Raw genomic sequence first — 20755 nt, forward strand, 5'->3', positions numbered from 1 at the left:
ACACGTTACGTTACTTATAAGATCGCACACTCTCAATGACCACAGAAGTTAAGATTAGAACTCCTCCGATGATAGTGGTTAACACAGGAATTTCTTTTAAAAATGTAATTCCTATGACAATTCCGTAAACTGGTTGTATGCTACCTATGATACTGGCTGTAGTTGTAGAAAATTTTTTCAGACTAAATAAAAACAATGTATGACCAACAGCCGTTGTTACTATTGCTAAAACTAATGTCCAAGGCCAATGTGTAACAATTCCGGAGCTATCCTTTATAAAAAGCGAAGGTAATAGCATCATACCAATAATCAGAAGTTGATACCACATAAGTATTGATCCGTTATAAATGCTCACTTTAGTTTTCATAATTAAGTTTCTCAGTGCATAACAAAAGGCAGACACAATACCTAAACCTACCGCTTTTGCATAGGAGTTATTTAAACTAAAATCAGGCACTAAAAAGTAGATTCCTAATAACACTAAAGCGCCTAAAACCAAATGCATTTTCTGAAACTTGGTTTTCAGTAGTATCGGTTCCAAAAAAGAAGTAATCACCGGATATGTAAATAAAGATAACATCCCTATTGCTACATTAGACATCTTTAGCGCATAGAAATAAGTAATCCAATGAAGTCCCATAAGAACACCACCAACGATGATTGTTAAACGATCCGCAGCGGCAATTTTGAAAGATATTTTTTTCCACTTACAGAAAAAAAACAATACAATTCCTGCTAAAATGGCTCTAAAAGCTATAGTCACTGGTACTGGCATGTCAATATATCTTCCTAATGCTCCCGATGTACTGATGAAAAGCATGGCAAGATTTAATTCGAGAATATTCTGTAAGTGCTTTGTACTTTTTGCCATAGAATTATCTAATTATCGAACTAGTTTCCTAGATTTTTCTTTGATGATATCAGCTACTGGTCTTCCTTCTATATTGCTTTCTAGCCAAGATAAAATATCCAAATATAAAAATGCTCTTTTCTCGTAAGGATGGTTTTCATATTGCTTTAATGTTTTATGCAGTTTTCTAAATTCATCCTTAATCTGATGTGGAAAAATATCTCCAAGGTTTTTAAGAAACTTAATCATCTCTTTTTGCACTTCATATAAGTCGTCCATTTTTATCAAAAACCGATAGGTCTCTTTCAACTGAGTTTCTAGATGATAATCCATTCCTGCTTCATAATGTGCCACCAAGCTCAGTACTCTTGCAAAACACATTAGATCTTCACGCATTTTTAGAGATTTGTTATTGATGATTTTGCTGAGATATTCTATACATTTTCGATGATTTGCCATCCCAAAATAGAGACAACCTACTTTATAATATAACACCATAATATGGTGATCATCTAAGCGATTTTTGTATTCTTCAATTCCTGTCAATATTTCATTTACCAAATATTCACCTTCATCAAAGGTTCCTTCTAAAAAGTGAATATTTAATTTGTTATTATAGACAAACTGAAAAGAAAGCACTGCAATATTATCGTCAATCGGAAAGTCATCTGATGCAATACTTCTTTCGAATGTTCTCAATGTTAATTTTAACTGAGTTTTATCCTGAATCAGAAACAATGATTCTAATAGATAATGATTTCCTCTTAGAAAAAACACTGGGTTAAGAATGATCATTTTAGGGTATTCATAAAACAGGTCTACCCATTTTTTTGAATATTTATAGCAGGATAAAAAATCCTGTACCATAAAACTATACCATAAATGTGTTTTGTACAACCATAATTTCTCTCTAAAACCAAGAATGTTCCAATCATACTTTGGCAACTTACTTTCAAAATAATTGGTAATTATTGTATGCTCCTTATCATTGCGCACATACCCACTTTTAATCATCAAACCATACAATTGAAGCGAAAGATTAGACAATCTGCTAGTGAGCACATTTTTCATGCTTAGCATTTTTGCTTCTATTGTCAATTCATCAGCACGACTATTAATACTTCTAGTTATATATTGGGTTTCTATGACCTTTTCTAACTCTACAATCTCATAAGCGATATTATTCTCTTCATTTTCTTTTGCTAACGTTTTTGCTTTATCCAAAATCTTGAGGCTTTGCTTATAGAGTCCTTTATGATATAAAATGGTTGCAAAATCTAATTGTTCCCGTATCTGTGACCTAACGTTTTGATGCAATGGACTTAACCGAAGACTAATTAATATTTGCTTATACAGATGCGCTTTAAGATTAGAAAGTTGTTGTTTTTTTACAATTCCTTTGGATACAACTAACTCTTCGTCCAGCGATTCATTCTTATCCAAATGGTTAAAAAGCGCTAAGAATTTTGAATCAGTATTTACCCCTAACCTTCCGACATACACTTTAAATTGTCGTTTTTCGGACTTGGATAGTGACTTCACTAAGACAAACAAAGGATCTTTTTGATCATTAGTCATTGTAAGAAAATATATTATAATTAACTGATTAAAAGAAAGTTAAACTCACATCAAAACATTTCAACATTGTAAAATGTGTGTCAAAACCCTTCTTTTTCAATAACCAAAATATAAATTCGTAATAGAATACTAAAACATCTTTAACATTATATTTAAAAAGATATCATTTAAAGAGATTATCAATATTAATAATTCACATAATTCCTATGAGCGATAATAAAGTCCAAATTTTTGACACCACGTTAAGAGACGGAGAACAAGTCCCTGGTTGTAAGCTGAATACACAACAAAAATTAGTGATTGCAGAGCGCCTAGACCTGCTAGGAGTGGATGTCATTGAAGCCGGATTTCCAGTATCAAGTCCAGGAGATTTTACTTCGGTATATGAAATTGCAAAAATTGTTAAAAATGCTACGGTTTGTGGATTAACCAGAGCTGTAGAAAATGATATTAAAGTAGCTGCCGAAGCGCTTGAGCATGCCAGAAAACCAAGAATTCATACTGGAATCGGAACATCAGAATCTCATATAAAATACAAGTTCAATTCTACACAAGATAAAGTTATTGAACGAGGAATTGCTGCGGTAAAATATGCTAAATCTTTTGTGGAAGATGTAGAATTTTATGCTGAAGATGCTGGTCGTACTGATAATGAATTCTTAGCCCGAGTCTGTGAAGCTATGATCAAAGCTGGAGCCACTGTACTAAACATACCGGATACTACCGGATATTGTTTACCAGAAGAGTACGGTGCTAAAATAAAATACCTAAAAGAAAATGTAAAAGGCATCGATAACGTTATTATCTCCTGTCATTGCCATAATGATTTAGGGTTAGCAACGGCCAATTCTATTGTCGGAGCAATTAATGGAGCACGACAAATAGAATGCACCATTAATGGAATAGGAGAACGCGCCGGAAACACAGCGTTGGAAGAAGTGGTGATGATTATGAAACAACACCCATATCTAAACCTGAATACGGATATTAATTCTAAATTATTATATGACACAAGTCTTATGGTATCAGAAAGTATGGGGATGCTGGTACAACCAAATAAGGCCATTGTAGGTGCCAATGCGTTTGCACATAGCTCCGGAATACATCAAGATGGTGTTATCAAAAATCGCGAAACATACGAAATTATTGACCCAGCCGAAGTTGGAGTAACTGAATCAGCCATCGTCCTGACCGCAAGAAGCGGTAGAGCTGCGCTTGCCTATAGAGCTAAAAAGATTGGGTATGAATTAACCAAACTTCAGTTGGACGAAGTATACAAAGAGTTTTTGAACTACGCAGACAGAAAGAAAGAAGTTATTGATGAGGATATTCATCAGATTATGAAAACTGTTCAGGTCGAAGCAGCGGCAGTAGCTTAGAAAATAATTTTATACAAGTAAATTCTTTATATGAAAAAGACATTATTTGATAAAGTTTGGGATGCTCACGTAGTCAAAGAAATAGAAAACGGTCCCCAAATACTTTATATCGATCAACATTTAATCCATGAAGTTACAAGTCCACAAGCATTTAACGAACTTGAACATCGTGGAATCCCTGTCTTTAGACCAAATCAAGTAGTGGCAACGGCAGATCACAACACCCCAACTATCGACCAACACTTACCAGTAAAAGATCTATTATCCAGAAATCAGTTAGCTCAGCTTACAAAGAATTGTGAGAAAAATGATATCACCTTATACGGCTTAGGACATAAATATAACGGTATTGTGCACGTAATGGCACCAGAGTTGGGCATTACTCAACCAGGAATGACTATGGTTTGTGGAGACAGCCACACTTCTACTCACGGAGCATTTGGTTCTATCGCTTTTGGTATAGGCACCAGCCAGGTAGCTCAGGTTTTTGCAAGTCAATGTCTGTTACTCCAGAAACCTAAAAGTCTGCGAGTTCAGGTAAACGGAAAACTGCGACCTGGTGTTTTACCCAAAGACGTAATTCTTTATGTTATAGCAAAGCTGGGAACCAACGCGGGTACGGGATATTTTTGCGAATATGCGGGCAATGTATTTGAAGAAATGTCTATGGAAGGGCGCATGACAGTCTGTAATATGAGTATCGAAATGGGAGCTCGTGGTGGTATGATTGCCCCGGATGAAACAACGTTCGATTATGTAAAAGGACGAGAATTTGCACCCAAAGATGCTGCTTTTGACAAAAAAGTAGCATACTGGAAAACATTACCCACTGACGAAGGTGCCGTTTTTGACAAAGAATATAATTTTGATGCAGAAGATATCGAACCGATGATCACCTACGGAACCAATCCCGGAATGGGAATCAAGGTCACTGCAACGATACCAACAGAAAACAGCGCTTCTTTCGAAAAATCATTGGCGTATATGAATTTCGAAAAAGGACAATCACTTATAAATCACAAAATCAATTATGTTTTCATAGGGAGCTGTACCAATAGTAGAATTGAAGATTTCAGAGTAGCAGCAAGTTATATTAAAGGAAAGAAAAAAGCTGCCAATGTAACTGCCTGGTTTGTTCCAGGATCACAACAAGTAGCTTCGCAAATAATTAATGAAGGATTGAATGAAATTTTTGAAGAAGCAGGATTTAAATTAAGACAACCTGGATGTTCAGCATGTTTGGCTATGAACGACGATAAGATTCCTGAAGGAGAATATTGTGTTTCTACATCCAATAGAAATTTTGAAGGCCGCCAGGGACAAGGATCCAGGACTATTCTAGCTAGTCCATTAGTAGCTGCAGCCACAGCAATAGAAGGGAAAATTATCGATATCACTAAACATTTGAATTAAAACTATGGATAAGTTTATCAAGTTAACGTCTACAGCAGTGCCATTATCTATAGAAAATGTGGATACCGATCAGATCATTCCTGCTCGTTTTCTAAAAGCTACAGATCGCGAAGGATTTGGAGAAAACCTGTTTAGGGATTGGCGTTTTCTAAAAGACGGAAGCATCAATACTGATTTTACTTTAAATAATCCCGATTATACTGGCAGTATTTTGGTGGCTGGTAATAATTTTGGTTGTGGTTCGAGTAGAGAACACGCTGCCTGGGCCATACACGATTATGGGTTTAAAGTAGTAGTTTCCAGTTTTTTTGCTGACATATTTAAAGGGAATTCATTGAATAATGGCTTAGTACCTGTAGAGGTATCCCCAGCATTTCTACAAGTGTTATTTTCAGAAATTAAAAAAGATCCCAAAACGCCAATAGAAGTAGATCTTGAAACACAAAAAATCACTCTGGTATCAACAGGATCTCAAGCGCATTTTGAAATCAATGCTTACAAAAAGACGTGTTTGATGAACGGATATGATGATATAGACTTCTTGATCAGTAACAAATCAGATATTGAAGCTTTTGAAAAAACAAGAACATAAATAAAATAGTCAAGACGAGCCTATCTTTTCAGAAAAGAACTACGTATGACAATTAAAAATAATAATCTTAAATAGATAGTAATCTATGAAACTAGAAATTGCTGTATTATCAGGAGACGGAATCGGACCAGAAGTTACTTCGCAAGCAACAAAAGTGCTCGAAGCCATTATGCATCGGTTTGATCATACCTTTACTTTTAAAGATGCACTAGTAGGTGCGATAGCTATTGACAAGACCGGAAATCCACTACCAGATGAAACCTTGCAGCTTTGCTCTAGTACAGATGCTGTGCTATTTGGGGCTATTGGTGATCCCAAATACGATGACAACCCTGATGCACCGGTAAGACCTGAACAAGGATTATTACGGTTACGAAAAGAATTAGGATTATATGCAAATATTCGTCCGGTAAAAGCTTATAAAACCCTATTGGACAAATCCCCTTTAAAACGAGAAATTATTGAAGGAACTGATATTTCGATTTACAGGGAACTAACAGGTGGTATTTATTTTGGTAAAAAACATCTTAATAAGGAAGGAACGATCGCCTCAGATCTATGTGAATACTCTAAGGAGGAAATTGAACGTATTTCTCATCAGGCTTTTAAAGCCGCTCAGAAACGACGTAAAAAGTTAACACTGGTAGACAAAGCAAATGTCTTAGAATCTTCTCGATTATGGAGAAGAGTAGTTACAGAAATCGCTAAGGAATATGAGGATGTGGCGATAGACTTCTTATTTGTAGACAATGCAGCAATGCAACTAATCTTAAATCCGAGTCAATTTGATGTGATCCTAACAGAAAACATGTTTGGAGATATTATTTCTGATGAAGCGAGCGTTATTGGTGGATCCATTGGATTATTAGCCTCGGCATCTGTGGGTGATACTTGTTGCATGTTCGAACCCATTCACGGATCCTATCCGCAAGCTACTGGAAAAGGAATTGCCAATCCAATCGCCGCTATTCTTTCTGCAGCCATGCTATTAGAACATTTTAATCTGGTGGAAGAAGCCAATACCATCAAAAAAGGAGTAGAAAAAGCTTTAGAGTTAAACATCACCACTCCTGATCTTAATCATACTAACCCGCTATCTACAGAAAAAGTAGGAGATTTTATTTATGATTATATTTTGAATCCAGAAGATTCGAATATTAATTTTGAAAACATACACGTAGGGCAGTCTACAATTATATAATATTATATTAGTTATATATATTCATAAAAGCAACCAGGTTTTAATATCTGGTTGTTTTTTTCGTATCTTATTACAATGAAAATAGCCGTTTTTCTTTTAACAATAATACCGATGTTAGCGCTCTCTCAAAGTCTAAACAAACACCTATGGAAAGATCGTTTGCTGTTAGTTGTAGCGGATTCATATGAAAATCCTAAATTAGTTGAACAACATAAAGAGTTTGAAAATAAACCGATGGCCGTAGCGGATAGAAAACTTATCATGTATCAGATAACACCTAGCTCCTATCAAAAAGGAATTAAAAAAAGTACACCTATTGAAAATAGTGATTTTTACAAAAAATTTAATCCATCTAATAGAGATTTTATGGTAATTCTAATAGGGTTAGACGGCGGTATAAAGTTAACATCAAATAATGTTTTGTCATCTTCCCAGATCTTTGGCAATATCGATCAAATGCCTATGCGTAGACAAGGATTGAGAAACAAGAATTAAACCACTAAAGTCATTACTTGTTATCGATTCCATATCAAGTCCAGAAAGACATAGTTCATTGAGAAATCCTTTTTTTTGTTATAGATTCCAGATCCAAGTCCGGAAAGATATAACTCATTGCGAGATTTTATCATTTATTTTGGATTCCGGATCAAGTCCGGAATGACAAATGCTCCCATTCTGCGATAATTTTTAACTTCGCAGCTCAAATTAAACAGTCTTCAGATACGCTAATACATTCTCTTCTATCCTAGTATCGATATTAGAAACATCCGCTTTTTCAAAGGCAGTTCCTGTAATATTTTCAAACAATTCGATATAACGATCAGAGACAGAATTGATATACTCCTCGCTCATATTAGGGATCTGCTGTCCTTCTTTCCCTTGAAAACCGTTGCCAATCAACCATTGTCTCACGAATTCTTTAGACAATTGTTTTTGAGCCTCCCCTTTTTGTTGTCTCTCTTCATAGCCTTCCTTATAAAAGTAACGAGAAGAATCTGGTGTATGAATCTCGTCAATCAACATGATTTTACCTTCTTTTGTTTTTCCAAATTCATACTTGGTATCCACCAATATCAAACCCCGTTCTGCCGCGATCTCCGTTCCTCTTTGAAACAATTTTCTCGTGTACTCTTCCAACACTAGGTAATCCTCTTCAGAAACGATGGCATTTGCTAAAATTTCTTCTCTGGATATATCCTCATCGTGTGCGCCATTATCCGCTTTGGTTGATGGTGTGATGATCGGTTCAGGAAACTTATCATTTTCTTTCATTCCTTCTGGCATAGGTACACCACACAACAGTCTTTTCCCTGCTTTGTATTCTCTGGCCGCGTGACCGGATTGATACCCTCTGATCACCATTTCTACCTTAAACGGATCACAAAGATGACCAATTGCCACATTAGGATCAGGAGTAGCAATGAGCCAATTAGGCACTATATCCTCGGTTGCTTTCATCATTTGTGTAGCAATCTGATTCAGAATCTGCCCTTTGAACGGAATTCCTTTTGGCATCACCACATCAAACGCAGACAGGCGATCTGTAGCGATCATTACTAGCAGATCATCATTAATATTATATACTTCTCTTACTTTTCCTTTATACACTGATTTCTGACCAGGGAAGTTGTAATTGGTATCTGTTATCGTATTCACTTTAGTTTATTAGTTTTTGATTGGTGAGTAATTGAGAAATTTATAATATACCCTCTATTACTCTTCAGGTTTTGATTTTAATTTTAAATGTCTTTTAAGTGATGTGATCATTTTTGATAGTTCAGTAATATCTGCTCTATTTCTTTCGTCTTGAACTTCTCCTATAAAACCTCTTAATTTTGCTTTGGTACTACAAACAATACATTCGTGAGCACTGTCCCAAGCCATTTGTAGATTTCTGTTAAACTGAGCGTCAGAACTTCCAGAACCTTCTGCAATATTCAATGCTATTGAATCAGCAGCTCTAATAAACTGAGAAGCTAATCTATACATTTCTTCTTTTGGAAAAGCCGAAATCTTATCATTTACCGATTCTCCAAACTCAATGGCTTTATTGTAAATAATTAAATCTTCAAATTTAAAATGATATTTACTTTTCAATGTATTCCTTTTTAATATCAAAATTAGGTAGCAATCTTCAAAAAGCACTCTAGGTTACTTACACATTCAAGTTTTACCGACTCCATAACTCCTATTCTAACTTCTCAAAGCAAAGCGTCCTCACCTCTTCGTTAATCATTCCTGTTTTCTATTTCTTTATACGCAGCAATCACCTTTTTTACCAGTTTATGGCGAATCACGTCTTTATCATCAAGGTGTATAATTCCTATTCCAGAAACCCCCTTCAGTACTAATAGTGCTTCTTTTAAACCAGAGATGACCCTACGTGGTAAATCAATCTGTCCTGGATCACCGGTGATCATAAATTTTGCATTTTTACCCATACGTGTCAAAAACATTTTCATTTGAGCATGAGTGGTATTCTGCGCTTCATCTAATATCACATAAGCATTATCCAATGTTCGACCACGCATAAATGCCATTGGGGCGATCTGTATCACTCCTTTTTCTATAAAACTCTCTAATTTTTCGGCTGGTATCATATCTCGCAGCGCATCATACAAAGGCTGCATGTAGGGATCTAACTTTTCTTTTAAATCACCTGGTAAAAATCCTAAGTTTTCTCCTGCTTCTACAGCCGGACGTGTTAAAATTATCCTTCTTACTTGCTTTTCTTTTAAAGCTTTTACAGCTAATGCAACTCCCGTATATGTTTTACCAGTACCTGCAGGACCAATTGCAAAAACCATGTCATTTTTATAAGTCAATTCTACCAATTTACGCTGATTAGCAGTTTGTGCCTTGATCGCTCTGCCTCCTACTCCATGAACTAGGGTTTCTCCACTAATCGCCGAGGTCTCGTAATCAGCCTTACTATCACTTGTAAGAATACGCTCTATGACATTTTCATCCAGTTTATTATATTTCCCAAAATGCTCCAAAAGCATATTAAGTCGTGTATCGAATTCCTCGAGCATATCTTCATCCCCATATACTTTCAGTTTGCTACCTCTGGCAACAATCTTCAACTTTGGAAAATATTTTTTTAATAATTGAATATTACTATTCTGAAGTCCGAAAAACTCCCGTGGATTGATTTCTGTCAGTTCAATAATAAGTTCGTTCAAAAGCTATAGAAATTTTAGTATGATTTGTTTTTTGGATTGACTAAGTTTGTTCTCCCAAAAGCTATTGGGATTGTTTGAAGTTTTTGTTGGGGAATCAAAAATGCAAAACGTGGTTTAAGTTGATTATTACTAAAGATCATACTGGATATTAATGGTCAAGAATGATAAACTCATATGTTTTTATTATAGATTTCCAGATTCAAAAAAACTTTGAATAACTTCATAGCAAATTTACATATTTTTAAGCGCTTATAATTAAAAGATATTAACAATTCTTGTAGATGCCAATAATAACTTTAACTACCGATTTCGGAATCAAAGATCACTTTGTGTCTGCGGTTAAAGGTGCTATCTATACAGAACTTCCGGATGCAATTATTGTAGATATTTCTCACGAAATCTCACCATTTCATATTACAGAAGCTGCATATATTATTCAGAATGCTTACAAAAATTTCCCAAAAGGAAGTATACATATCATCGGGATCGACAGTGAGCTTAATCCTGAAAACAAACATATTGCTGTAAAACTTGATGATCATTATTTTATCTGTGCAAATAATGGTTTGATTTCATTAATCGCTTCAGAATTTAGACCTGAAAAAATTGTAGAAATTAATATTCACGATGCGATCGGTACCAATTTTCCGGTGTTGGACGTGTTTGTGGCAGTTGCTTGCCATATTGCTCGCGGAGGAACGCTCGAAGTAGTCGGTAAATCAATTGCAGATATCAAACTTATTAAAGGAATCACTCCTATTGTCAATGTTGGCGATAAACAAATCGTGGGAAGTATAATTTATATCGATAATTACGGAAACTTGATTACGAATATAACACGCAAAATTTTTGAAGATGTAGGAAAGGGTCGTGTGTTTAAAATTACAGCTAGAAGTGCCATTTTTAATACCATTTATGAGCGGTATAGCGATGCAATCAATTTTGACATGGAAAAAACCAAGCGCGAAGAAGACGGCAAGAAGCTAGCTATTTTTAACTCTTCCGATTATCTAGAACTAGCAATTTACAAAAGTAACCCAAAAACAGTGGGCGGCGCTTCCAGCCTTTTCGGATTACATTTTAGAGACACCGTGAGTATTACTTTTGAATAAATTAATAAGTAAACGAATAGTAAAGTACATGAGTATTGGAGTGGTTGCATATCTAAAAAAATGCATAATTCCATATGTAGTTTAGTTGTGATTACATACTATTGCGTTCGAACGGGCTATCTGTTTTTTCTTTTGTATAATGTCCCCTTCAGCAGGCTCAGGGTGATATTATAAAAATAATGTCACTGTTATCCCTATCGCAAAAAAATTAAAATCAATATATTGAAAGAGCTAACTAAATATATTATCCTGATAAAGTTGTTTTCCCCTACTCTTTTATGGAGTCTGGGAATTATAATTTCAATTACTTTTCTTAAAGATTCTTTAGTTTAGTTACTTTCAATAATAAGCATCACGGCACTAATCCTTTATTTAGTGATTAAAAAAACCATTGAGAATTCACTAAAATTAATGTATAAGCAACAGTTTTTATATGTAAGTTCAAAAGGTAATAACAGCAGAATAGCTTTAAAAAATAGTATAAGATTCTCTGTAAACAAGAAAAACACGCAGCTGTTTGGATTCAAAATTATTGAATGTAATGTAGCATATCCCATAGATCCAAAAAAATGAATTCTGTTTCATTTTGGGCCTTTGAAGTAAATTTTGTTGTTACTGATTTCGAAAATGCCTTAAATAATTGCAAAAGTTACTAAAGAACTTTATAGTTTTGTCACCACTTAAACAAAAAACAATGATTATACGCATCGTAAAAATGGGATTCATTCCAGAGCAGATTGATGCTTTTTTAGAGAATTTTCATCAAAACAAGGATCACATAAGAAATTTTGAAGGTTGCTCACATCTGCAACTAATTCGAGATATTCATCAAACGAACCAATTTTTCACCTACAGCCATTGGAAATCTGAAGCACATCTCAATAACTATCGAAACTCGTCGTTATTTAAAGGTGTTTGGGCAAATACTAAAAATAAATTCAACCAAAAGCCAGAAGCTTGGAGTGTTACAGAAGTATAGGTTTATCAGATTTATTTCTGATAAAACACGAACGAAATCCTTATTTTCACCATTCATTAATCAATACTAAAGCGACAATAAACCAATATGCTTGCAGTCATAAGAAAAGAAATTAATACATTTTTTGCCACTACGGTAGGATATTTGGTCATAGGCATATTTTTGATTCTTAACGGCCTATTTTTATGGGTGTTCAAAGGCCAATTTAACATTCTAGATAGTGGTTTCGCAGATCTTTCACCATTCTTTCTAATTGCACCCTGGATTCTCTTATTCTTAATACCGGCGATAACCATGCGCAGTATTTCTGAAGAGAAAAAACAGGGAACTTTAGAACTTTTATTGACCAAGCCTTTCAAAATCTGGCAATTAGTCGCGGGAAAATATATTGGAAGCCTTTTTCTTATTATCTTGGCTTTAGTACCGAGCTTATTATACATACTCACTATAAATCAATTAGGCAGTCCAACAGGTAACCTCGATGTCGGAAGCACCATTGGATCGTATATTGCACTTTTACTGCTTAGCGCTACGTATACCGCTATTGGAACATTTTCATCCTCGATTACTAATAATCAGATCGTGGCTTTTTTGATTGGCTTATTTCTATGCTTTTTATTTTATTTTGGATTCAACGGACTAGCAAACTATCAATTCCTAGGTACGACGGATTATACTATAGAACAAATTGGAATTCAGCTGCATTATGAACGGATTAGTCAGGGGATCATTGATACCAGAGATCTTGTTTATTTCATAAGCGTGATCATACTTTTCATCTTTTTAACCACTATAGTGCTACACAAACGGGCAAAAAAAACGATCGTAAAGCTTGCTTCATTTGCTACTATCGGAGTTATAATAATCAACCTTTTAGGCAGCACTGTGTACCATCGTTTTGACCTAACTGAAGATCGCAGATTTACACTTTCTGAAGCTACAGAAAATCTATTAGAAGAAGCAGAAGTGCCCATCTCTATCGATGTATTATTAGAAGGTAATTTCCCGTCAGAATTCAGGAGATTACAAGTAGAAACCAAGCAAATACTTGAAGAATTTAATGCGATCAACCCAAATATTCAGTATGTTTTCACAAATCCTATTGAAGAAGAGGAATTTAGAAAAGAAACGTTGGAAGAACTACAAAGATTAGGGCTCACCCCAATGGAAGTAAGTGTTCGGGAAAGTGGCAAAACAGCAATAGAAACTGTGGTTCCCTGGGCTATCATGAATTACCAAAACCGTAGTGTAAAAGTAGCATTGGTAAAAAACACCATTGGCGCTACAACCGAAGAAAGAGTTAATAATTCAATCCAACAATTAGAATATGTTTTTGCTGATGCTCTAAAAAAATTAATTCATCCAAAAAAACATAAAATTGCCGTTCTCAAGGGCAATGGACAATTGCCGGATATTAGAATTACTGATTTTGTAAAAACACTGCAAGAATATTATTTCGTAGGGGCTTTTACACTAGACTCCATAGCTTCTAACCCTCAAAAAACCTTGCAAGAACTTCAAAAATTTGATCTTGTCATCAATGCAAAGCCGACACAACCTTTTTCTGAAAAAGAAAAATACGTATTGGATCAGTTCATCATGAACAGCGGTAAATCACTTTGGTTGTTAGAATCTGTAGCCATGGAAATTGACAGCTTGTTTACGCCAAAATCAAAAGGGGCTACCGTAGCATTTATGCAAGATCTTAGATTAGGAGATGCTTTATTTTCTTATGGAGTAAGGGTCAATCCTGTATTAGTCAATGACCTCTACTCTGCTCCATTGATGCTAGCCTCCGGACAAGGAGATGATACTCAATTTACACCACATCCATGGTTTTATGCCTCATTAACAAAAAGCAACAGTAACCATCCCATCGTTAAAAACATAGAATCGGTAAAGTTTGAATTCTCGAACCAAATAGACACCTTACCAAATGATCTTACTAAAACTGTATTGTTAACAAGCTCAGAACGATCAAAATTAGAAGGAATTCCTACAGAAATTAGATTGGACAATATCATTGGACAAAAACCAGATATGACTGCGTATACGGATGGGAATCATACACTAGCAGTTTTATTAGAAGGATCTTTTAAGTCTGCATACAAAGATCGTGTAAAGCCATTTAAGTTTGATCAAGCAAAGGATACTAGTAAAGAGACTAAAATGGTGGTGATCGCGGATGGCGATGTTATAAAAAATGGCGTTCGGCAAGGAAGACCGATTTCATTAGGATATGACCCATATTTAAATCTTCAATACGGTAACAAAGAGTTTCTCCTGAATACGGTAAATTATTTGCTGGATGATGGTGGTTTGATGGAAGCAAGAGGTAAAGAAATTAATATCGCTTTTCTTGATATTGAAAAGGTTATGAAAGATCGAACTTTCTGGCAAGCTATAAACATCCTCATCCCTTTGTTAATTCTAGGGCTATTTGGATTTGTATTTTCCTTTATTAGGAAGAAAAAATATAGTAGGTAGTTATAATTGATGATACATCGGCAACCAATTTTCTATAAATTAGAGATTGAGCGGTATATTTTAGCTCATAATACCATCATATTTAACGGAGTGCAGACACAACTTAATAGCGAGTAGCGAAAGCCCGATCGTATTTTTTTGGATAGTATGGTAACTTCCTAAAAAAATAGTATATTCAAGTATCGATGTCTAAAAATTTGTACAGATGAATCCAACCATATATTTAAACGGAATCACAAAGCAATTCCTTTATTACAAATCTTTAGGTGAAAAAACAATAGATCAGGTCACTGATAAAGATTTGTTTTGGCAATACAACCAGGAAAGCAACAGTATTGCTATCCTTGTAAAGCATCTTTGGGGAAATATGAAATCTCGTTGGACAGATTTTCTAACTTCTGACGGAGAAAAAGAATGGCGTGCCCGTGATGCAGAATTCGATAATGACATCCAATCAAAAGAGGAGTTAGTAGACAAATGGAATGAAGGTTGGCAATCTTTGTTTGAGGCACTAGACAGTATTAATAACACTAATTTTGATCAACCGATCTACATCAGAAATATTGAACATACAATTACCGAGGCTATCAACCGACAATTAGCACATTACTCTTATCATATTGGCCAAATCGTATTTCTTGGAAAAATGATCCGTGATAAGCACTGGCAATCATTATCTATCGCCAAAGGAACATCTAATGCTTTTAACAAAAAACGTTTTGCACAACCAAAACACAAAGCCCATTATACCGATAAACTGATAAAAGATCAGAATTCCCCATCTTCTTCTTGATTTATCAGTTCAAGAAATCATTATTAGCCAATGATAGTCAATAACTCCTAGCTGTTTGTTAATAACTAACGTTTTTGGCATATCGAAATCCTAACAGATTACAATTATATTTGCGTAAGCTATCAAATGATCGCTACTGCTAAAACAGTACTAATCTCAAAAAATTAAACGGGTGAAATTCATAGTATCCAGTTCATATTTATTAAAACAATTACAGGTATTAGGCGGTGTTATTAATAACAGCAATACATTACCTATTCTAGATAATTTCTTATTCGAATTAGATAATAACGCATTAACGGTTTCGGCTTCGGATCTGGAGACTACCATGTCTGCCAAATTAGAAGTAGAATCTTCTGATGAAGGAACGATTGCAGTTCCAGCAAAGTTACTATTGGAAACCTTAAAAACGTTTCCTGAACAACCTCTTACGTTTGTAGCCGGAGATAATAATACAGTAGAAATAAGTTCCAATCATGGTAAGTATGCTTTGGCATACGCAGATGGAGAAGAGTTTCCGAAAGCGGTAGAACTAGAAGATCCTAGTGCTACTACTCTTTTAGGAGACATTCTGGCAACCGCAATCAGTAAAACTATTTTTGCAACGGGTAATGATGACCTCAGACCAGTGATGAGCGGTGTATTTTTTCAATTCTCTACAGAAAGTTTAACTTTTGTAGCTACCGATGCTCATAAATTAGTAAAATACGCTCGTGAAGATGTACAAGCTTCTCAAGCTGCAGAATTTATTATGCCTAAAAAACCACTAAATCTTCTGAAAGGAATATTGGCTGGCAGCGATACAGAAGTGTTGATAGAATACAACGAATCTAATGCTAAATTCACTTTTGATGAGACGCAGCTTATTTGTAGGTTGATTGATGGTAAATACCCAAATTATGAAGCAGTAATCCCAAAAGAGAATCCGAATAAATTAACCATTGCACGTACTCAGTTTCTAAACTCCGTGCGTAGAGTTTCCATTTTCTCTAATAAAACAACCCATCAAATACGATTGAAAATTGCTGGTGCAGAGTTAAATATCTCGGCAGAGGATATTGATTACTCCAATAAGGCAGAAGAACGCCTTACGTGTGATTATCAAGGAGATGATATGCAAATAGGATTTAACTCACGTTTTCTGAGTGAAATGCTCAATAATCTTAATGCAGATGATGTGCAATTGGAAATGTCTTTACCTAACCGCGCAGGGATCCTTACTCCTACGGATGGATTAGATGAAGGAGAAAGTGTAACTATGCTAGTTATGCCAGTAATGCTTAACAACTAGAAAATATATCAAATACAAATAATTTCATCCAATCACATTGCCGTGATTGGATGCTTTGTTTATAAGATGTCCTTTTTTTAATACTTTTATAGAACGAAACAACGCTGAACTTTGGAGTATGTCTGTTTTTACAAAATTCCTAAAGAAAACAATATTTATATGAATCACCGTGAAGTTTTTGATGGATTAATGATGAATGAAGAACACCGTAAACTAATTCATCATAAACTTAAAAAAATAACAGTCGTAAAAGGTGAAACTTTACTATACCCAAACGATAGCACATACTATCAATATTATGTGACACAAGGATGTCTCCGTTCTTTTTTTACAGATAAGTTAGCGAGAGAACATACGATACAGTTTGCTATAAAAGACTGGTGGATTAGTGATTATACAGCTTTTTTTAAAAAGGAAAAAGCAATTCTTCAGATCGAATGCATTCAAGACGCTACAGTATATAGACTTTCCAGAGATGACATGAACAAGATTTTTGACGAAGTGCCAGGTATTGAACGTTATTTTAGAAGAAAAACGGAATCTTATATTGGTTCCTTCCAAAAGAGGATTGTTGGGGACCTCTCTAAAACTGCTAAACAACAATATATTGATTTTGTAAACACTTATCCTAACATTGAGCAATTAGTAAAGAATTATCATATAGCTTCTTACCTAGGTATCACTTCAGAGAGCCTTAGCAGAGTACGAAAAGAAATTGCTAAAAATTAGTTTTATTTCTTACCATACATCATTTTTTTATGTTTTAGGTAGTTTTAATTTTGACCCTATATAAAATAAGTTTTAATAATAGGATTAGAAATGAAAAAAATCATTGGAATAACCACAGCAATTATACTATTTGCTTCGTGTGGAAAAAACACAGCCGCTAAAGAAATAACTAAAAAAACAGATAGCGTGAAAAAAGTGTTATTTGTATTAACCAGTCATAGTGAGTTAGGAAATACTGGAGAAAAAACAGGGTTTTGGATTGAAGAGTTTGCTTCACCTTATTATTATCTAAAAGATAATGGGGTAGAGATAACAATCGCTTCACCAAAAGGAGGACAACCACCAATTGACCCCAAAAGTGAACTCCCTGATTTCCAAACACCTTCAACTAGAAGATTTAATAAAGATCAAGAAACACAAGCTGTTTTATCCAGTACGATCAAACTAGCTGACGTAGACACAAATGATTATGATGCGGTTTTTTATCCGGGAGGTCACGGTCCTTTATGGGATTTATCCGAGGACAAAAACTCTATTGCTTTAATTGAAGCCTTTTATAATCAAAATAAACCTATCGGAGCTGTCTGTCACGCCCCTGCAATTTTCAAGAACACGAAGACAACTAATGGAGAACCTTTAGTAAAAGGTAAAAACGTAACCGGATTTTCTAATACAGAAGAAGAAGCTGTTCAATTATCAGATGTAGTACCTTTCTTAGTCGAAGATATGTTAACAGAAAATGGGGGTAACTATTCCAAAGGGACTGACTGGAGCTCATACGTCATAGAAGATGGATTGTTAATTACAGGACAAAACCCTGCCTCTTCAGAGCTTGTTGCCGAAAAATTATTAGGGCAATTGAAGTAATCTAGGTTTAAATAAAGTAAAAGAAACTATTCTAAAGTAGATAGTAAAAAGAGGCTGTCTGAAATATGCTTTTTAGACAGCCGCTTTATGCATCTTTTCAACTAATCTGTTATTGTCTCGTAAATTTCTTACTAACCATTGTTTTTCCATCCGTAACAGAGATAAAATATATTCCTGATGACAATCGATTAAGAACAATAGGTTGTTTTGTAACTTCTCCCATTTTCACAACTTGTCCTATGTGATTTATGATTTTGTAGTTTGCGTTTTTGGCGTTTTCTAATTGTAAATTTAATACCTCCTTAACCGGATTAGGATAAAAGTTGAAATTCATTACCTCAGGAGTATTTTCTTTTACTATCTCTTCGGAAAAATTTCTGGATGCAGAATTTATACAAAAACTCGTACTTTCTTGTGATCCAAAAGAACCTCCTGATGCTAAAACCGTTCCATTAGATACCATAGTCAAGGTATAAGAACCATTGCCATAACTACAGCAAATACCATCGCCATAGGTGTCTTTTACTACCAATGTGTAACACCCAGCATCCAATCTTCTGGATACATTAATCGTAGATCCATTTGCCTGAGATCCATAACTTCCTTCAGAGTACACTATCTGGTTATTCTCATTTCTTACCTCCCAACCTGTTTCTTCAGGATAATCATCGAATGTAATGCTCAAGTTAACCTCGCTGCTAGTTGATCCACCTCCTGTATTTCCTGAAGTAGAAAAATTTATGGCATCCACAGCCATATCTCCTTGCCAGGTAGTTCCTGTTATACCGTTAAAACGTAGCTGTACTTTTTCTCCAACATATGCCGCCAGATTAACAGACGCTGTTTGCCAGGAACTTCCTTGATTTCCAGACTTACTCCAGATTGATGTCCAACTGCTTCCATCCAGAGTTGCTTCAAGCGCCAAGCTTCCCATAGCAGTAGTACCATACATATGATATTTAAACGAGAAACTAGCCTGGGTAGCTTCAGTAATATCATAACACGGTGAGTATAGTATTGCTCTTTTATTAGAATAATTTGGGCTCGATGACTCCATATAAATATAATAAGTACCCTCACTCGCTGAACTTGGTCCAGTATTGGATGATGGGGTACTCCCTGAACGTGTTGCCCAATTAAAATCATCTGAAGATGTAGCTTGGCTCCATGTACCAAAAGTATTCTCAAAACTTTCGTTATATGGGAATGAACTGACCGTAGCTCCACACAGTGTATTTCCTCCACCTCCGGTACTTCCAAAACGGTCCTCAGCTTGCGGTCCTCCCCAGATTTGGGTGGCAAAAGCAGGATTGTCAATAAAAGGATTTCTATTTCCCTGTAAATTTTCGAGAATAGGATTACGTTGTAATTCCAATGCAGAAACAGGATCGTCTACATTCCACTCTAGAAATAATTGGATCATATTGGTATCACCTGATACAGCCGTTCCTACGCCGACATTAGAGGGTAAACAACGGTTACCGTATCTGAGATACATATACATCATCATTCGGGCTACATCCCCTTTAAACTCATCTCCTGGATACCAATGGCCTTGCGATTTAGTTCCAGAATTACCCGAACCATCCGCAAATTTTCGACTTCCTCGGTTAGAGTTTCTCTGTACGTCTGCAGGTCTCAAGTGATGGGCATCTGCACCGGGCCCAGAAGTTCCTAAATTTGGGTTACCTAAGGATTTTGGATATACGTGCTCTCTATTCCAATCTGTAGTACCGCCTCCATTATTATTCACTCCTCTTGTTCTATCTGTAATGGAATTGCCGTCAGTATCACTGTATCCATAAATTAAGATCACCTTAGAAGCATCTGTGGAGTTCAGGTCTGTTTGTTTTAAAGCATCCCAAACTCCGGGAGTATATGATAACATATTTGTGTGGGTACTAGTCACTTTATCCGCTAGGTGATTTTTTAGCAATTGACCAGATAAAGAAAGGTTGACATCATTATAATATGATGGTACCTGCCCGAAACCGATAATGGTAAATCCCATCATTAGGAATAGTAATAATTTTTCCATTGTGTGTTGTGAATTAATTTAGTAAATTTTAACAGTATCGAAGCTATAACTATTTTATTAAATTAACTAAAAGCACAGGTTATCAAATCATTACCCAACTTGTTGATAATCTTACAATTACTACTTAAAAAAAACGTAAGTATTTGTTTTTAAAGTATTTATACGAAACTAATCTTGTTAATAAGTTGTTTTTTTACAGAGTGCTGAAAGAAGTGTACTTTTCAATAATGATTAAAAGCACAAAAATGTAATCAAAAAAAG

The 20755-nt window shown here is 35.2% G+C and carries 18 protein-coding genes; 12 read left to right on the top strand and 6 right to left on the bottom strand.

Annotated features, from left to right (window positions below):
* Positions 1 to 10 precede the first annotated feature (10 nt).
* Entirely contained in the window at positions 11 to 871 is an 861-nt protein-coding gene (locus ACWGOQ_RS22795; protein ID WP_452060051.1) for a DMT family transporter, read from the bottom strand.
* Positions 872 to 883: 12 nt separating this feature from the next.
* Positions 884 to 2428: a hypothetical protein gene (locus tag ACWGOQ_RS22800; RefSeq protein WP_452060052.1), complete on the bottom strand. Its 1545-nt coding sequence runs from the start codon at positions 2426 to 2428 to the stop codon at positions 884 to 886.
* Positions 2429 to 2634: 206 nt separating this feature from the next.
* Here ACWGOQ_RS22800 and ACWGOQ_RS22805 point away from each other — a divergent pair, with 206 nt between their 5' ends.
* From ACWGOQ_RS22805 to ACWGOQ_RS22825, 5 genes are all read left to right on the top strand, one after another.
* Positions 2635 to 3807, top strand: a complete 1173-nt coding sequence (locus ACWGOQ_RS22805) for a 2-isopropylmalate synthase (protein ID WP_452060053.1) — start codon at positions 2635 to 2637, stop codon at positions 3805 to 3807.
* Positions 3808 to 3837: 30 nt separating this feature from the next.
* On the top strand, positions 3838 to 5220 hold the full coding sequence (gene leuC, locus ACWGOQ_RS22810) for a 3-isopropylmalate dehydratase large subunit (RefSeq protein WP_452060054.1): 1383 nt from the start codon (positions 3838 to 3840) through the stop codon (positions 5218 to 5220).
* Positions 5221 to 5224: 4 nt separating this feature from the next.
* Entirely contained in the window at positions 5225 to 5812 is a 588-nt protein-coding gene (leuD, locus tag ACWGOQ_RS22815; RefSeq protein ID WP_452060055.1) for a 3-isopropylmalate dehydratase small subunit, read from the top strand.
* 85 nt (positions 5813 to 5897) lie between these two features.
* The gene (gene leuB, locus ACWGOQ_RS22820; RefSeq protein WP_452060056.1) at positions 5898 to 7013 is read left to right on the top strand and encodes a 3-isopropylmalate dehydrogenase; all 1116 of its coding nucleotides are present in this window, start codon (positions 5898 to 5900) and stop codon (positions 7011 to 7013) included.
* Positions 7014 to 7088: 75 nt separating this feature from the next.
* Positions 7089 to 7508: a DUF4174 domain-containing protein gene (locus ACWGOQ_RS22825; RefSeq protein WP_452060057.1), complete on the top strand. Its 420-nt coding sequence runs from the start codon at positions 7089 to 7091 to the stop codon at positions 7506 to 7508.
* 210 nt (positions 7509 to 7718) lie between these two features.
* Here the strand turns inward: ACWGOQ_RS22825 and ACWGOQ_RS22830 are convergent, their stop codons facing one another.
* The 3 genes from ACWGOQ_RS22830 to ACWGOQ_RS22840 form a co-directional block, all read right to left on the bottom strand.
* Positions 7719 to 8669, bottom strand: coding sequence for a phosphoribosylaminoimidazolesuccinocarboxamide synthase (locus ACWGOQ_RS22830; RefSeq protein ID WP_452060058.1), 951 nt, complete (start codon positions 8667 to 8669; stop codon positions 7719 to 7721).
* 57 nt (positions 8670 to 8726) lie between these two features.
* Positions 8727 to 9110 carry a four helix bundle protein gene (locus tag ACWGOQ_RS22835; RefSeq protein ID WP_452060059.1) on the bottom strand — a complete coding sequence of 128 codons (384 nt, stop codon included), beginning with the start codon at positions 9108 to 9110 and terminating at the stop codon, positions 8727 to 8729.
* 131 nt (positions 9111 to 9241) lie between these two features.
* On the bottom strand, positions 9242 to 10198 hold the full coding sequence (locus ACWGOQ_RS22840; RefSeq protein WP_452060060.1) for a PhoH family protein: 957 nt from the start codon (positions 10196 to 10198) through the stop codon (positions 9242 to 9244).
* Between the two features lie 281 nt (positions 10199 to 10479).
* Here ACWGOQ_RS22840 and ACWGOQ_RS22845 point away from each other — a divergent pair, with 281 nt between their 5' ends.
* The 7 genes from ACWGOQ_RS22845 to ACWGOQ_RS22875 all read left to right on the top strand — a co-directional run bounded on the left by ACWGOQ_RS22845 (position 10480) and on the right by ACWGOQ_RS22875 (position 18456).
* A complete protein-coding gene (locus ACWGOQ_RS22845; RefSeq protein WP_452060061.1) occupies positions 10480 to 11310 on the top strand; it encodes an SAM hydrolase/SAM-dependent halogenase family protein in 831 nt (276 codons plus the stop codon).
* Between the two features lie 694 nt (positions 11311 to 12004).
* Positions 12005 to 12289, top strand: a complete 285-nt coding sequence (locus ACWGOQ_RS22850; protein WP_452060062.1) for a putative quinol monooxygenase — start codon at positions 12005 to 12007, stop codon at positions 12287 to 12289.
* Positions 12290 to 12376: 87 nt separating this feature from the next.
* Positions 12377 to 14776 carry a gliding motility-associated ABC transporter substrate-binding protein GldG gene (gldG, locus tag ACWGOQ_RS22855; RefSeq protein WP_452060063.1) on the top strand — a complete coding sequence of 800 codons (2400 nt, stop codon included), beginning with the start codon at positions 12377 to 12379 and terminating at the stop codon, positions 14774 to 14776.
* A gap of 205 nt (positions 14777 to 14981) precedes the next feature.
* Positions 14982 to 15569, top strand: coding sequence for a DUF1572 family protein (locus ACWGOQ_RS22860; RefSeq protein ID WP_452060064.1), 588 nt, complete (start codon positions 14982 to 14984; stop codon positions 15567 to 15569).
* A gap of 172 nt (positions 15570 to 15741) precedes the next feature.
* Positions 15742 to 16860, top strand: coding sequence for a DNA polymerase III subunit beta (dnaN, locus tag ACWGOQ_RS22865; RefSeq protein WP_452060065.1), 1119 nt, complete (start codon positions 15742 to 15744; stop codon positions 16858 to 16860).
* A gap of 159 nt (positions 16861 to 17019) precedes the next feature.
* Positions 17020 to 17589, top strand: a complete 570-nt coding sequence (locus tag ACWGOQ_RS22870; protein WP_452060066.1) for a Crp/Fnr family transcriptional regulator — start codon at positions 17020 to 17022, stop codon at positions 17587 to 17589.
* A 90-nt stretch (positions 17590 to 17679) separates the two neighbouring features.
* Entirely contained in the window at positions 17680 to 18456 is a 777-nt protein-coding gene (locus ACWGOQ_RS22875) for a type 1 glutamine amidotransferase domain-containing protein (RefSeq protein ID WP_452060067.1), read from the top strand.
* A 109-nt stretch (positions 18457 to 18565) separates the two neighbouring features.
* Here the strand turns inward: ACWGOQ_RS22875 and ACWGOQ_RS22880 are convergent, their stop codons facing one another.
* Positions 18566 to 20494 carry an endonuclease gene (locus tag ACWGOQ_RS22880; protein WP_452060068.1) on the bottom strand — a complete coding sequence of 643 codons (1929 nt, stop codon included), beginning with the start codon at positions 20492 to 20494 and terminating at the stop codon, positions 18566 to 18568.
* Between the last annotated feature and the right edge of the window lie 261 nt (positions 20495 to 20755).

The sequence above is a fragment of the Aquimarina ulvae genome (assembly GCF_053613295.3).